Here is a 16,196-nt window from a genome sequence, read left to right as displayed (position 1 = left end):
CCTTTGGATAATTAATTGCTTCTAACAATGATTTATGATGGTCATTATCATTTACTGTTGTCAATGTGCTATAGATTTTTATTAAATCTACATTATCAGTTAATAATGGAAATATAAAAGCATGTGGCGTCCACATATTCCAACCACCATCATATTTACAACTTTCTGCTCGCAGTAAGCTAGATACATAGAACCATTGTTTCGTATCCACTGAATTCTGTTTAGAATATAATTCATAGAATCCATAATAAACAGAGTCTATCGCCAAAAAGTCATACAGAACACCTTTTGGCTTTTTTTCTTTTAGATTGGAACGAATAGCATCTATTCGTCTTTCGCTTCGTCCATCTGCAACTTCTTTACCATTTTCAACAATTTCTTTTTTATCAACACTTACAATCATTTTACATTATTTCCCAAATTGAGTGTTACAGCACGCCCCTCATTAACACCAACAACAATCTTATTAATCGGTTTTCCATTTTCAATCGCTTGTAAAAGTTTATCTCCAGTAGCCTTAGCAGCTGAATTATTTTTTTGATTAGAAAGTTCATTTGCTCGACTTTTAATCCACGCATCAGACATCTGTACATCTAGCCCAGTAGACGGATTTGCTGAGCTTAACTTAACTGAACCTCTTTCTTTCAACGGCTTCACCTCTACTATATAAATTTCTCCATTCTTTGTGTAAACACCATCAAAACAGTTACTTCCACACTTACTTTCAAGTTTTGTATACCCATTGTTTTTGAAGTAACTATCTGCAATTTCTTCACGTAATATTCCAGATTTATTGTTATCTGTATTGTTTAATAATTGTTTCTGCTTATTTAACACATCTTTCGGTGGATCAATGATCTTACCATTTTAGATATTTGTTTAGCACTTATGTTCCCTGAAGACGACACATTCACTGAGGGTAATTTTGCTGGGTCATTTTTTAAGACACGATTGATATCTTTAGCTGCCTCGATAACAATGCCACCACCTTTTTTCGCTACTGTAACGGTGCCTGCACTAATTGCCGCTGTCAGAGCATTTAGTGATACCGTCATTTCCACATTGCCCAATTTTTCAAATTCGGCTGGGGTATCTCCTACTGTATTCACAGTAGCTATTGTTTTACCTGTGTCTATGAGGTCTCCTGGGATTTGTTTTACCCCTTCATAGATTGCCTTCGCTGTACCTTGCGGATCATTTTTCAGAGCATCATATAACTCTTTGGGTACATTAGGTAAATTCTTCAAATCATTAACAAACTTAGTGACCGCTTGATCCTTACCTTTCTGATAGGCTGCTTGCTGTGCGACATCTAAGTCTTTATATTGCTGACGGCATTCCGCTCCCCAACAGGTTAAAGCATGTTTAATATCCTGTTTAACAGAGGTTTTATTATTCTCCACTGCATTCTGGGCAGACTGTCCACCTTGAACTGTACTTGATACATCACCTGTGGTTGCACCAACAGCACTCCCTGCTAAACCGACAATAGAGCTAATTGTAGATTTCTCACTTGCGGTTAGATCTTTAGCTTTCTTACCATACAAATACTCCGCAAGTAACGGCGCCGCCGCCTCAGCACCACCTGCTGCAATACCCGCACTCAAGGCATTATTACCACCTGTCGCGGCAACTGCTGCACCTAAAATTGTATGGGCCAAGATATGCGCTGCACTGCTTTCAGCATCTTTACCCTTAAAGTATTGACCAATTTCATAGCTTGCAGCTGGACTCAGTGTCGAGGCTGCAATACCTGCACCACTCGCAGTAGGTGCGGACAAGCCTGCCGACACCATATCTAATAACACACCCGCTTTTTGCCACTGGCTAGCATCTTTCCTAAAAATTTTTACTCTATTTTTCCAGACCAGAGGCAAAATCTATACATAAAAAAAGCCGCATTTGAAATACGGCTAGAATTAACATTTTATAACTACTTTCGTTAAAATTCTAAAAATACTCAATGACTGTTAAAATGATTAGTTACATAAACAAAATATTTACACTTAACACACACTCTCTTTACTTAACTCCAGCTTCAACCAATCATAATTAATACAAATCATTTTTTTATAATTTTCTTCTGTATAATAATCAGAAGCATCTACATTGTTATTTACACCTTGAATCATATGTGGTGAATTCTTTGGCTGCCCCCAATCAATCCAAAAATTTGATAACTCTAATAGGCCATATAGTGGGTCTAAGCTCAGCCCGTTGAGCTTCAAGTCCAAACAAACTAATAACCACTTATGAGTCGAGTTTGAAATATCAATATTTAAAGTATTTACTACTTTGCTCAACAAATTCAAAATATCATCTCTTGAAGTATCATTATCTATAATTAACAGCTCATTTAACACTTCAGATAATTCGTTACCAATATCCTCCGTCTTTAGCAAATAATCTTCTACAAAACCACTTACCATCTCATTACTTAAACAACCATATTCTGGAACTCCTACATATCCAATATAGATAGTTCCAAAATCATCAAAATTAAGCTGTTTAAGTTTTTCATATGCTTGAGTTATCATGGTTTAGTTGGCACCCCTGTAATTTTAGCGGCTCTTAATTACCCACTCAAGTTTTATTAAAAATTATATTTCCAAATAAATATAACTTTCTAAATCCGGAGGTGCTCTATTAAAATCCACCCATGCATTTAAAATATCCCTAAAACTATCTAAAGATAAATAAATATAGTATTCATCATCATAGAGTGAATATAGCTTAACTCTACCATCAGTATATTCACTCCCCCAAGCATCACGACCCCATATTGTGGAGTTACAGCTATTTTCAACTTTCTTAAATATTTCAACCCCTTTTTCTAGCCAAGTGATTGAATTTATTCCTGCATCATCAGTTAATACACCATGCAAACAATTAATTGTCTTTTCATCTACACATTTAATTTCAACTGTAGGTATTAATTTATGCTGTTCCACATCATCAAAACACCAATAAAACTTTATCTTCATAACCACTACTATTATTCAACAAATACCTTCACCAACAAAAAAAGCCTTTAAAAAAACCAAAGCTACATATAGAAATTATTTTTTATTTATTCTCACGTCTCCTCTTAACACACTCCTTCCATGCTTCTACAGGAATATTATATTCATCCAACTCATCTTCTTTTAAATCACTTACTGCTTTCATATATAATCCTGGCCAACGACCTTCAATTGGAATATAAGCAAAATCAATATTAATTCCCCCAAAATCAGTTAAAGATATTTTAAATTGAGTCCACTTTTCTTTAAAAACATCTAGTTAAAGATATTTTAAATTGAGTCCACTTTTCTTTAAAAACATCTAGTTTAATATGATTTTCCATTAAGTGAATTACTTTATCTCCAATCTCATGAGGTATTTGATCAAAATCAAACCATCCCATTTTATTGTTTTTTGTAAGCCACTCAAAACTATAAGATGAAGAATCAGGATAAATATAACCTTCACAAAATATTACTCCAACATCTTCTGCCATTATTGACCATAATAACTTGCCTAGATTTTGATAAATCTCATTTTCATTCATATCTTATTTACCTGTAGAAGTATTTTTTAAAGTTAAAGTTCTTGGCTTTCCAGAATCAATATTTTGAGTATTGTAGATTTCTCACTTGCGGTTAAATCTTTAGCTTTCTTACCATACAAATACTCAGCAAGTAACGGCGCTGCGGCCTCAGCACCACCTGCTGCAATACCCGCACTCAAGGCATTATTACCACCTGTCGCGGCAACTGCTGCACCTAAAATTGTATGGGCCAAGATATGCGCTGCACTGCTTTCAGCATCTTTACCCTTAAAGTATTGACCAATTTCATAGCTTGCAGCTGGACTCAGTGTCGAGGCTGCAATACCTGCACCACTCGCAGTAGGTGCGGACAAGCCTGCCGACACCATATCTTCCATTTGGCAATTGATAAATATAAAAATATTTTTGATCTACAACTCTATAAAATAGCTATATTCTTACCTCACCATTTTGCATTAAAATAATATTTCCAGAACCAAACCTCTCTTTTATAATCAATGCAACCTCAGAAATATTAAAAGTTGAACTCTTATTATTTAAAGAAATTAAAAAATCAGCTTTAAATGAAGTTGGAATTCCAACATCCTCAACAGCTATTTCTTTTTCATATCCACTTAAATCATCAGCGTCATAAATTATAAAGTCATAATTAAAATAATTAGGAAATTCTAACTTTATAATTTGATTAATTTTATCTGCTTCCTCTTTAGAAAAAACAGTATAAGCATGTATATGTATACCCATCTATTTACCTAACTTCATTTCAATTGGCTTTCCAGCTTTATCAATAATAATAACTTTCTCCAAGCCTTGTATTGGATACTTATCAAACTGCTTGATAACATCTTTTACTTCAGTTTTTGAACCATTAAGATTAACAACAACATTAGGAGCCTGTTCTTTTTTAACTTTTTTTCCAACTTCTGACCAGATATTTCTAACATTAGAAGATGTTGGTGCATAATTATCCCATACTTCACCATTTATCAAATAATCAGGGTTTCTCCCATTCGGCAAAGTAGGTGGATTTTGCTCCACTTTCTTACCATAGTTTGCAAGTACTCTTGCACTTTCATTTTCACGAGTAATAGCATTTATTGTTACCAAATCATCTTTCGGGTGTGTTTTTGTTGGTGTCCCTAATAAATTTTCTTTGTTTATTAAAGGTACATACTCTTGTTTACCACTTGGCTTATTACTCCATAAATCATCATCTCTATGAGCATTATTTTCAACAGTTTGCTTTTTCGCATCAACTTCTGCTACTTTCTCAGTTGTTTTGACTTCACTCTTGACACCTTGAGATAACTTCCCACCAACTTTACCCAGTAAAACTGCTTCTGCAATTGCAGCAGCTCCGCCTAGGACATCTTGGCTTAATTGACTGAGCTCTTGCTTTCGATTTGGATTATACGAGTCAATCACTTTCTGACCTTCTTGAGAATTATAATCCCCAAAAAGTTGGTTTTTCCCATCTATTGCCGTACCAACACCGCCAACAACACTCGTTCCTGCAAGTGGTGCACCAATAGTACAACCAACACCTGAAGTACATAAACCTGCTCCAGCAGCAGTTCCACCGACAGCCGTTACTCCTCCTGTCACGATTTTGCCTGCACCTCCAACACGGCTTACACCTTCATCATGGCGTGTTCTAAAATCATTAGCCTTGTCCCATGAACCGTATTCGAATAACCCTGTTGATTTTAAGGCTGTCATTTCTTTGGTATAACTTTTCCCTTGCTCCTCAAATGCTTTTAATTTCACATAATTTGGGTCACTAGTCGGTACACCTGACGAACATTGTACTAAAGCACATGCCGCTGCGTTTAAACGGTCTTGTTCTGCTTTAGTTTTCCCCTCTTTAAGTTGTTTCAGTATTTTCGCTTCATCAACATGCAATTGTCGGTTATTTGAGTCAACATTAATCGCTGTGCCAATGCTACCAGTAGATAATCCTGTTGATGCACCTACACCTGTCAGTGTCAACGTACTCACCCCATTCGCAACCAACTTAGCAGTATCCGAACTCATGCCTTTTTCAATTAAGGCATTAGTCACATTATCTTCAAACTGGTTAATCAATGGTGCTGCTGATGCAACACCACCTGTTGTTAAGGTACCTTCTATCGTTCCATTAAATATTGGTAATTATATAAGCACGAATTTACAATAAAATTTTTCGCATTAAAAAAAAGAACTAAATACATTCCAGCACTCTGATCACTTGGTGGAGTAGACCACATTACCGACAGATCATTAAAATCATCAAGAGTAATATCAAAAACTGATAATTCATTTTTAAATGACGTATAAAACTCTAACTCTTGTATATCAAGCCAATCTTTCCGAACATTTAGCCATATATTTTCAGGTTGGTTGAATAAAACTTTCATAGTTTGTAAATAACTTTCATCAGCTAGAAGACTATAACAAGCCTCTAAAGCAGGATAATATTCTTCTTCATTACATTGTCCCATTTTCCACTCCTATTTAGTAAAAGACTTTATTTTATCAACTTCTGCCTGAGATGCAGGCCTTCTTTGACCTGATTGCAAAAGATTTCTATTTGCTTGACTACTCCTATTAGCAATTGATGTAATTAGTTTCCCCTCTTGACTTACAATATGTTCACGACCATTAACTCCTCTCACAACATAAGAACCATCCCTACTTTGTATCATGATATCTGAGTTTCTAGCTTTCTGAATATCATTAATAGCTTGCCCAACTGGTCGACCTTGCTCTCCTCTTAGTTGTGCATGTGATGTTTTTTCAACACCCTTTTTCTCATTCTTCTCATCCCCATCAGGTGGCATACCTGTTGCAGAATTACCAGAAGTTGATGGTAATGGCTTTGGTGTAGACTTTTTGTCTTTATCCTCAGATTGCTCACTTAAGATTGCTACACCTACTGCTCCTAATGCATTAACTGTCGCACTTACACAAGCTGGGCTTTTTGCACAGGCGCCTGCTGCCATTGCAAAAGCTTCTCCAGCCCCGACAATAAGAGGATAATAACTATCTGTTGCATCAACTTTTTGGCTTTGTGAAAGCCCTATAATCAAGTTTCCAAATAATACTTGATCTTCTGGGCTGAGTTTCTGATTCTCTTGCTCAATTTTATTTGCTATCGCAAGTGCCTGTTTCGCACCGTCTACCGCCTGTCCTGTAACATCAAGTGCTTTTACAATATTACCAACCGTAACTCCTGCAGCCTGTCGGTTTTTATCAAACTGCTGTGTCACCTGAACTTGTACATCAATTTCTTTCTGCACACGTTCTTTATCAAATACATTATTCAAAGCACCACTATGCTCTCGCGCATTTTCTGTGCTTAAGCCCGTATGAACTTCAGACTTGGTCTGATCTGCTGTTTTACCTGTCAGTTGTTGCTGACCTGCTTCATTGGTGATGGTGATATTTTTCGTATTCACTCCACTCTTGGTCACACTACTGTCTTGATTACTGTCCAGACCAAACCCAATCGACTTGCTCACCCCCACTTGACTAGAAGCATGCCCATCAATCTTATTCGACTTCGACAGTACCGTATCAGGTTGCTTTTGTCCCTGAGCATCATTTTTCCCAGCATTAAAGCCTGCACCAATTGAAATGCCTTTGGCATCATATTCACTGATATTACGCAGCTGAGAATGCGTCAATGTTCCCGTGCTGAGGCTGTTTTTATTCTGCGTCTCGGCAAGTTGAGTCGAAGTAATGATTGCACCTTTCAGATCAGTATTGTCCTTGACCTTGATCTGATAACCCTCATCACCTGCAAAAATCCCCGATTGCTCGCTGACAGAAGCATGGTTGGCATTGATATTGGATTTACTAAAGCTACCTGATGCAGAGGCTCCATATCCAATCGTAACCTGACCTTCTACATTCTGCTGTTTGCTCTTATAGCTTGCCTTGTCTTGCAAACTCTCGATATTCAGCGCTTTGGCATCGACTTGTACCGCCTTACCTTGAACTTGACCACCGATAATATTCGTCGCATTACCACTGCTGATACTGGTTAGGCTGTCTTTGGAACCAACATGACTATTAACATAACTGGTTTCAGTCCCATTACCATTTCCCTTACCTAAATTTCCACCCGCAGTTACACCAAGTGCCAAACCATTCGAGCCATAACTTACAGCCACACCCGCGTTCCAGCCTGCGCTCTTGTTGCCAGATTCTTCCTTGCTATTTTGTTCAGCCGCTTTGATATTTACATTCTGATCAGCCGCCAAATGCGTGCCTTTCAAGCCCATCACATCAGAGCCAATAATATTGATATTGGAGTCTTTACCTGCACCAGTGGCTACAATATTGGTCTTGCCGCCTGCAGAAACCGTACTCTGATTCGCAGTGTTGCTTTCTGAACGATTAAACTCAGTATTCTTTTGTTCTCCGTAAGTGATACTTACACTCACATTGGCTGATTGGGCCAGATTGGCTGCACTTGTCGCAGCATCTTTGAGTTGTGCTAGTGTTTGACCCGCTTTATAAGCATCGAATCCTGCATTGGCTGCAGCCATCGCATTAACACGATCATTTTTACTTTGACCAACCTGCTTACCACTCTCCAGTGCTGTTTGAACAGCTGAGACAACTGGTACATTCACAGCAAGGGTTAAACCCTTTTGTTCCATCTCATGCTTATACTGACTGGTACTTTGCTCTTTAGCCGCTTCAATCGTAACTTGCTGCGCCAAGATATTGACATCACCCTGTTGAGAAGAAACCGTACTACCTGTTTGCTGATAGTTTTTACCAGCAACAATATTGGTATTACCGTTAAGGCTGCCAACCATTGAGCCACTATTGGTATGCTGGGTTTGTTCCTGTTCAGTTTTCTCTTTTTTAGAACCAATACTGATACCAAACCCACCACCAGACATCAAACCCGATTTCTTGGTTTGGGTGTTGTGAATATTCAGATAGTTACTGTCTGCACCCTTGATTTCAATATTTTCTTTGGCTTGAATTTGAGTCAACTCATCCGATACCACCTCACTGCCTTGGATCTTGATATTCTTGGCATCAAGAATGACTTGCTTTCCATCTACCGTACTTGCTACAGCTTCATTTGAAACATCTTTAATATAGTTTTGTGTGGTCTTTTTACTTAAAAAGCCTTTCTTTTTGGTTTCATCAGCATGCTCATAACTGCTGCTCTTACGACCCTCTTTGATGCTTAAATCTTCGCTGGCACTAACTAAAGTCTTGCCTTGCTCACTACTGAGCTGCGAACCTGTAATATCAATATTTTTGCCAGTTAGCGTCAAATCACCTTTCGATTGAATCTGATTGCCCACATCCTGCTTTTGCGTACCAAAATCAAAATTCTTTTTATTGGTATAGCTATTGGTAACACGTTCAGTTTGCAACGTGTCCAGGGAAACATCGCCCTGTGTTTGAATCACACTTGAACCATTACTATTAATGATATCAGCAGCTTTTAGGCTGGTATTTCCACCCACACGAATATTTAGTGTATTTTTCAGCGTATCGGTATTTTGACCATTGCCAACATAAATACCCGCTTTACGATCTATCTTGGTAAAGCCAAACTCATTTTGACCTGATTTATTGCTGTTACTGCTCAGAGTGCTGCTATGATTAAAGTTGCCACCAATCTCCATGCTAAGCGCATCTTTGGCTATAATCTGGCTGCCGATATTGTTCAGATCTTGTTTGGTACTGATCCCAATACGGTTCGCCTCTAAACGGCCATTCAGTTGATTGATACTATTGGCATTGATCTTTAAGGCTTCACGGCCTGCAATGGTGGCACTGTTCAGCACGTCACCTTGCATATCCAACTGCACTTGCTCTGCGGCAATTAAAGTCCCGTCACCTTTTAAATCACCCACCTGAGATTTGACATAGACCTGCGGAACCAACGCTTTAGTCGTACTGCCATCTGGCAAATGAATGGTTTTCTCTTCCAGCCATACAATATCACTGGTCAACTGCGCGATTTGGGCTGAAGTCAGGGCAATACCAGGTGTCAGATTAAACTGCTTGGCAAAAGTCAGGCCATTGTTCATCAAGGCTTTGTATTGCTCTTCATCATTGCCATAGCCAGATAAGAAACGACGACCCGTCAATTGCGCAATCTGATCTTGCACCAGACGCTGCTCATAATAACCATCGCCCATACGTTTTTGTTGTTTCGCAGGGTCAAGACCGAGTGCATTCAACATATGGTCTGATGACAGCCATTTTTTGTAATTGCTAAAGGCTGGATCAGTTTCGACTAAAAAGCCTGCCTGACTGTCTTTGGTTTGGATAAATAATGCATTACTCGGCAAGCGAATGCTTTTCTGCTGAACCGTACGGACTTCATAGCCTGTTGAAGTCTCGGTCTGCCCTAGGGTTTGTTGCGATGCATCCAGTTGTTTGGCCGCATCAACATTGTTCGAACCGTTCTGGTTGTCCTGATTGACAGGCTGACCAGATTTTGTATCAATCTGCTTTTGTTCAGTTTGCTGCTGTTGCAGTTCAACTTTCCCAGCTTGCTGCGAAGCCTGAATATCTGTCTCAGCTTGTGTTGGCTCTACTGCTTTGATTTGGTGGGTCTGCGTACCAATGACCTGATCCCCACCATAGAGACCACTCAGTACAAAAGGTTCTGTTTCATCGGCAGGATTAAATCCGATTTGGGTCTTTCTTCCTGAATCATAGAACCATCTGATTGGATTCTTAAACTTCGTGGTTTTATTGGCCGTGTATGCTTTATTCTCAATACTTGTACCTTCAACCGTTAAGGTTTTGGCAGCTAGAATCTGACTCTGATCATTCAGAATACCCTCTGCATTGATCAACATATTGCCACCGCTGATAATCTGCCCTGGGGTACTGCTGATCACTTCTGGCACATAGGTTTCTTTATCGTATTCAAAAATGTTATAGGTTCTTAAACGACGACCATCTTTGAGTAACATCCACAAAAAGTTACCTTGTTTCTGGAATTCAACAATATCCTCTGAAACATCAATCCCCGGATGGCGGTTATCCTCATAACCATGAACCTTGACCGATGACTCTAAAATCGCAGCATCCTTGACCTCAAAGTTTTCATTGATGTTCTCTATGGTTGCCGCTGTGTAGCATCAGACTGTATTGCTCCACTTATTGGTGGTTCAGCAGCATAAATGGATGTTCCAAGTAAACTTAACATAATGAATATTTGTTTTTTTTTCATTTTTTTAGATTCACATTAAACAAATAGTAAAAATTTCAGTTGAATTATTACCAATTGGTTAAGTGCTGTAAATAAAAAATGGTTTTTATCTCATTTTTTACCATTTAGGTGATTTATTTAATGATTTTTTGGTTTTGTGAGATTCAATTCATCTTTTAGGCATTTGGATTCATTTAAAAGTAAATCCTATTAAATTAAATAACTTATAAGTATTCAATCAAAGATAATTTTATTCATAGGATTAAAAGTCTCCCGAATGCCCCCCAAAATTTCAAATACAAAAAATGATTAGCCATCTTTCATTTTCACGCTACTTTCAGCGCTTGACTTCAACTCGATTAAATTATATACATTAATAATGATACGTTTCGTATCATTATACAAAACTACAAAAACAGGTGTATAAAATGGTAGGACTAATCGGAATAGTCTTGTCCTTAATATTGTTGATGTATTTAGCATATAAAGGATTTAGCGTAATTGTACTTGCACCCTTACTGGCATTATTTGCTGTTGCATGGAGCGGTCTCAGCAATCAACTCCTTGGGTTTTATTCCCAAGTGTTTATGACAGGTTTAGGCGGTTATATCATCAAATACTTCCCTCTATTTTTACTAGGTGCGGTATTTGGAAAATTAATGGAAGATTCTGGCTCTGCACAAACCATTGCCAATTTCTTTGTTGAAAAACTCGGACATCACAGAGCCATGCTGTCTATTGTTCTGTCTTGTGCAATTTTAACCTATGGAGGCGTTTCACTTTTTGTTGTTGGTTTTGCTGTCTTTCCAATTGCCTCGGCATTATTTAAAGAACTTGGTATTCCTAAACGCCTGATCCCAGCAGCGATTATGCTAGGTGCACTCACCTTTACCATGACCGCATTACCTGGCACACCGGCAATTCAAAATGCAATTCCAATGCCTTTCTTTGATACCGATCTTTATGCTGCACCTGGACTTGGTGTTTTAGCATCTATCTTTATTTTGATCACTGGCATGTGGTGGCTCAATAGACGGGTAAAAAAAGCGGATTTGAGGAATGAAGGATATGGAAACCATATCGAGAATCATCTTGAGCAGAATTCAATATCTGCCAAGCCAAGTCTTATGGTCGCATTTGCTCCAATTTTTATTGTGATTGTGACCAACTTAGTACTCACTAAACTGATTTTACCCTCACTGGACACTGCCTATTTAGCCACGGATCAATTTGGGAATACTTCGCTCAATTCAGTGATTGGATTATGGGCAATCATATGTGCATTGGTTCTGGCTTGTTTAAGCATTATTGTTTTGAACTGGAAGTCTATTGTCGATATTAAAAATTCAATTCAACAGGGTGTCTCGTCATCCTTTTTACCTATTTTTAATACCGCCTCAGAAGTCGGCTATGGTTCGGTCATTGCGTCTTTGGCTGGCTTTATCATCTTACGTGACTTTCTTGTCGGCATTGCACCCAACAATCCGCTTATTTCAGAAGCCATCGTGATTAATGTATTAGCAGGTATCACGGGCTCTGCCTCGGGTGGTTTGAGTATTGCGCTGAATACCATGGGAGAAACCTATAAGGATTTGGCCTTGCAACATGGTATTTCACTCGAACTGATGCATCGAGTTGCCTCTATGGCTTCTGGCGCACTGGATTCCCTTCCTCACAATGGTGCGGTCATTACCATTATTACCTTGTGTGGTTTAACCCATAAACAATCTTATTACGACATGTTCATTGTCGCCGTCATCATTCCATTGATTGCGCTCAGTGGTGTGATCACGCTAGGAACAGTATTCGGTTCTTTCTAAAAACAATCAATTTTGACGTTAATACGGAGAATTAAAAATGTCATTTTCAACTCACCTTCCAAGGATTATGGAAATTGGAAAAAATGCGCGGGCTAAGCTTCCGATGATTTTAGAAAGCTTAGGTGCAAACAAGCCACTCATTATTACCGATAAAATGATGGTTTCACTTGGCTATATCAAGCAAATTCAAGACCTGCTAAAAGCAGCGAATATAGACAGTGACTATTTTGCTGAAACCATTCCAGAGCCGACCTCTAGTTCCATCGAAGCAGGTGTGAAATATATTCAGGCACAGCAGTATGATGCCATTATTGCAATTGGTGGTGGTAGCCCGATAGATAGTGCCAAAGCGATTAGTATCTTGAGTAAACATGGTGGGGAGATTTCAGATTATAAATTTCCTAGACAAGTCAATGAACTCGGTCTGCCTATCATTGCCATTCCAACCACCGCAGGAACAGGATCTGAATGCACACGGTTTACCATCATTACCAATGATAAAACCAATGAGAAAATGCTGTGTGCTGGGCTTGGTTTTCTGCCAATCGCGGCAATTATCGACTACGAACTTACCATTTCACTGCCCCCACGTACCACTGCAGATACAGGTATTGATGCGCTTACCCATGCCATTGAAGCCTATGTCAGTAAGAAAGCCAGCCCATATAGTGATGCGCAAGCACTCGCAGCGATGAAACTGATTGGTCCAAATTTACAGATCGCTTATCACCAACCCAGCAATGAGCGAGCACGTGAAAAAATGATGCTCGGTTCGACTTTGGCAGGGATTGCTTTTTCAAACGCCTCTGTTGCCTTGGTGCATGGTATGAGCCGCCCCATTGGTGCTTTTTTCCATGTTCCGCATGGACTATCCAATGCAATGTTGCTCCCCCTCATCACTGAGTTTTCAATCCAAGCAGCACCAGAACGTTACGCCGACTGTGCCAAGGCAATCGGCTGTGCACATGCAGATGATTCGATTGAGATCACCAATCAAAAGCTCATCAAAACCTTAATCGCGATTAATCAAGATTTAAAAGTCCCCACATTGGCTGAGTTTGGGGTCGACAAACACTATTTTGATGAGGTCGTTCAGACCATGGCCAAGCAGGCACTGGCCTCTGGCTCACCATCCAATAACCCTATCGTGCCGACAATTGAGCAAATGGTCAGCTTGTATCAACAACTTTGGTCAGCATAAAAATCTTTCATTTTTTATAACAGAGGATAAATTCACATGGAACTTATTGGACATTTTATTAATGGTGCAATCCATACAACGCATGCACGTACGCAAGCTGTTTACAACCCATCATTAGGCATACAAGTCAAAGAGGTTGCGCTTGCTGGCAAAGCAACTGTAGAAGAAGCAATTGCTGCCGCAGAAGCGGCTTTTCCAGAATGGCGCAATACCCCTGTAATTAAACGTGCGCGCGTCATGTTTAAATTTAAGGAATTACTTGAACAAAATGCTGAAAAAATCTGCCAGTTGATTGGTGAAGAACATGGCAAAATCGTACATGATGCCGCAGGAGAGTTACAACGTGGCATTGAGAATGTTGAATATGCCTGTGGTGCACCCGAGTTTCTAAAAGGTGAATTTAGTAAAAATGTCGGACCCGCAATCGATTCATGGAGTGAGTTCCAGCCTTTAGGTGTTGTTGCAGGAATTACCCCATTTAACTTTCCAGTTATGGTTCCACTTTGGATGTTCCCCATGGCCATTGTATGTGGAAATACTTTCGTGCTGAAACCTTCCGAGCGCGATCCATCCTCCACTTTATTTATTGCTCAACTGCTCAAACAAGCGGGACTGCCTGATGGTGTAATGAATGTCGTTAATGGAGATAAAGAAGCGGTCGATACGCTACTGCATGATCCACGTGTTCAGGCGGTTAGCTTCGTTGGTTCCACACCCATTGCAGAATATATCTATCAAACCGCAACTGCAGCAGGTAAACGCTGTCAGGCCTTGGGAGGTGCAAAAAACCATGCCATTGTCATGCCCGATGCAGATTTAGATAATGTGGTCAGTTCTTTATTAGGTGCAGCCTTTGGTTCATCGGGCGAACGCTGCATGGCTCTTTCTGTCGCAGTCGCTGTCGGTGATGACATTGCTGATCAAATGATCACAAAACTATCCAAAGAAATCGATTTGCTCAAATATGGCCCATACTCAAATAAAGACAATGATTTTGGTCCAGTGATTACCGCGCAACATAAAGCCAAAGTCGTCAACTATATTAATAGTGCAGAACAACAAGGCGCCAGCGTGATTGTCGATGGACGCAATGCAGCGCCTGAAGGTTATGAAAATGGTTTTTATGTGGGTGCGACACTCATTGATCAAGTCACACCGAATATGACCAGCTATAAAGAAGAAATCTTTGGTCCCGTACTGCAAGTTATTCGTGTAAAAACCATGCAAGAAGCCATGGATCTGATCGACAGCCATGAATATGGAAATGGCACCTGTATCTATACGCGTGATGGTGAGGCTGCACGCTATTTTAGCGATAATATTAAAGTCGGAATGGTCGGCATCAATATCCCGCTTCCAGTGCCTGTGGCTTATCATAGTTTTGGCGGTTGGAAGCGCTCGCTGTTTGGTGATTTACATGCCTACGGACCAGATGGTGCCCGTTTCTATACGCGTCGTAAAACCATTACTCAACGCTGGCCGAGCACCAATGTCCGTGAAGGGGCACAATTTTCAATGCCAACACTTAACTAATTTATTCACTCACTAAAAAGAGTGAGCATTCAGCTCACTCTTTTTAAACATCAATCAGTTTATTTAAATCATGTGCAGCCTGACGTAGTAAAGGCTCAAAAGTTAAGAGATCCTCAAGGGATTTTCTAATCGTAGGTGCATGAACATAGAGGCATGCCACAATACTACCTGCTCTTTGAATGGGGACGGAACAAGCCACCATACCCGAAATAAACTCTTCATTATCAGTGCCGAGTTTATTTAGAAAAATTTGATCCAAATTGTCTTCAAGTAAGACGGGATCGGTAATGGTATTTTTGGTGAGCTGTACAATCGGTAAATGCGCTAAGATATTTTTCCTGCGACTCACAGGCTGAAAACTTAAAAATAGTTTTCCACTCGAAGTACACCACAAAGGCACTGTCGCACCAACAGGTAAATACACCTGTAGCGGCCAATTCGCCTGCACCCTGTCGGTGTAAAGCATTTGATTATCACTAAGTATGGCAATACCACAGGTTTCATTAATTTGATCTGATAATTTTTGCAGGATAGCCAAGCGTTCCATCTTACGAGGTTCCTGCTCCCAAGAACTCATTAGTAGCTTATAGGTTCGATCCCCAAGAATATAACCACCATACATATCCATCTTCACAAATTTTTCTTGCTCTAGCATTTGTAATAAACGATGAATGCTCGGTTTTGGAATATCCAGCTCTACCGAAAGATCTAAAGGTGACGGTGGATGTTTTGCAGTAGAAATTGCCTCAATAATGTCTAAAACTCGAGTAATGGATGAACCTTTTTTATTCATTTTTAAGTCCCAACACCTGCATATCGCCAATCTCTTTTCGAATACGGTGAATCTATATTGATGAAAGTTACCAATATCCCCGATAGTAATCGGGTTAGGAACTTGGATTCAAGTAA

10 protein-coding genes and 4 pseudogenes are annotated in these 16,196 nt (G+C 39.4%); 3 read left to right on the top strand and 11 right to left on the bottom strand.

The features are described 5' to 3' along the window. From V6E90_RS13280 to V6E90_RS13230, 10 genes and pseudogenes are all read right to left on the bottom strand, one after another. Positions 1–403, bottom strand: a pseudogene (locus V6E90_RS13280) (hypothetical protein); the annotation flags it as partial. Then, positions 400–1,844 (bottom strand): annotated as a pseudogene (locus tag V6E90_RS13270) (VENN motif pre-toxin domain-containing protein); the annotation flags it as partial. The pseudogenes V6E90_RS13270 and V6E90_RS13280, both read right to left, overlap by 4 nt. Before the next feature lie 162 nt (positions 1,845–2,006). Beyond that, positions 2,007–2,537, bottom strand: a complete 531-nt coding sequence (locus tag V6E90_RS13265) for a DUF2247 family protein (protein ID WP_332605580.1) — start codon at positions 2,535–2,537, stop codon at positions 2,007–2,009. Positions 2,538–2,600: 63 nt separating this feature from the next. Beyond that, positions 2,601–2,984, bottom strand: coding sequence for a hypothetical protein (locus V6E90_RS13260; protein WP_332605579.1), 384 nt, complete (start codon positions 2,982–2,984; stop codon positions 2,601–2,603). Positions 2,985–3,268: 284 nt separating this feature from the next. Beyond that, positions 3,269–3,550 carry a hypothetical protein gene (locus tag V6E90_RS13255; RefSeq protein ID WP_332605578.1) on the bottom strand — a complete coding sequence of 94 codons (282 nt, stop codon included), beginning with the start codon at positions 3,548–3,550 and terminating at the stop codon, positions 3,269–3,271. A gap of 56 nt (positions 3,551–3,606) precedes the next feature. After that, positions 3,607–3,921, bottom strand: a pseudogene (locus V6E90_RS13250) (EndoU domain-containing protein); the annotation flags it as partial. A 58-nt stretch (positions 3,922–3,979) separates the two neighbouring features. Then, on the bottom strand, positions 3,980–4,294 hold the full coding sequence (locus tag V6E90_RS13245; RefSeq protein WP_159724577.1) for a hypothetical protein: 315 nt from the start codon (positions 4,292–4,294) through the stop codon (positions 3,980–3,982). Continuing rightward, positions 4,295–5,635, bottom strand: a complete 1,341-nt coding sequence (locus V6E90_RS13240) for a hypothetical protein (protein ID WP_332605576.1) — start codon at positions 5,633–5,635, stop codon at positions 4,295–4,297. It abuts the gene before it with no gap. A gap of 41 nt (positions 5,636–5,676) precedes the next feature. After that, the gene (locus tag V6E90_RS13235; RefSeq protein ID WP_332605575.1) at positions 5,677–6,030 is read right to left on the bottom strand and encodes a hypothetical protein; all 354 of its coding nucleotides are present in this window, start codon (positions 6,028–6,030) and stop codon (positions 5,677–5,679) included. 1,323 nt (positions 6,031–7,353) lie between these two features. Beyond that, positions 7,354–10,353 (bottom strand): annotated as a pseudogene (locus V6E90_RS13230) (hemagglutinin repeat-containing protein); the annotation flags it as partial. Between the two features lie 808 nt (positions 10,354–11,161). On the opposite strand from V6E90_RS13230, the gene V6E90_RS13225 reads away from it, so the two are divergent. From V6E90_RS13225 to V6E90_RS13215, 3 genes are read left to right on the top strand one after another with little or no spacing between them, the layout of a single operon-like run. Then, a complete protein-coding gene (locus V6E90_RS13225; protein WP_332605574.1) occupies positions 11,162–12,553 on the top strand; it encodes a GntP family permease in 1,392 nt (463 codons plus the stop codon). Positions 12,554–12,590: 37 nt separating this feature from the next. Continuing rightward, on the top strand, positions 12,591–13,754 hold the full coding sequence (locus V6E90_RS13220) for an iron-containing alcohol dehydrogenase (protein ID WP_332605573.1): 1,164 nt from the start codon (positions 12,591–12,593) through the stop codon (positions 13,752–13,754). Between the two features lie 36 nt (positions 13,755–13,790). Continuing rightward, complete coding sequence (locus V6E90_RS13215; RefSeq protein ID WP_332605572.1) at positions 13,791–15,287, top strand: CoA-acylating methylmalonate-semialdehyde dehydrogenase; 1,497 nt, start codon at positions 13,791–13,793, stop codon at positions 15,285–15,287. A gap of 43 nt (positions 15,288–15,330) precedes the next feature. Here V6E90_RS13215 and V6E90_RS13210 read toward each other — a convergent pair whose 3' ends face one another. Continuing rightward, on the bottom strand, positions 15,331–16,080 hold the full coding sequence (locus tag V6E90_RS13210; RefSeq protein ID WP_332605571.1) for an IclR family transcriptional regulator: 750 nt from the start codon (positions 16,078–16,080) through the stop codon (positions 15,331–15,333). Positions 16,081–16,196 lie beyond the last annotated feature (116 nt).

Source organism: Acinetobacter sp. ESBL14 (assembly GCF_036668815.1).
In the GTDB taxonomy this organism is placed as follows: domain Bacteria; phylum Pseudomonadota; class Gammaproteobacteria; order Pseudomonadales; family Moraxellaceae; genus Acinetobacter; species Acinetobacter gyllenbergii.
This window is presented reverse-complemented; position numbering and strand designations above follow the sequence as displayed.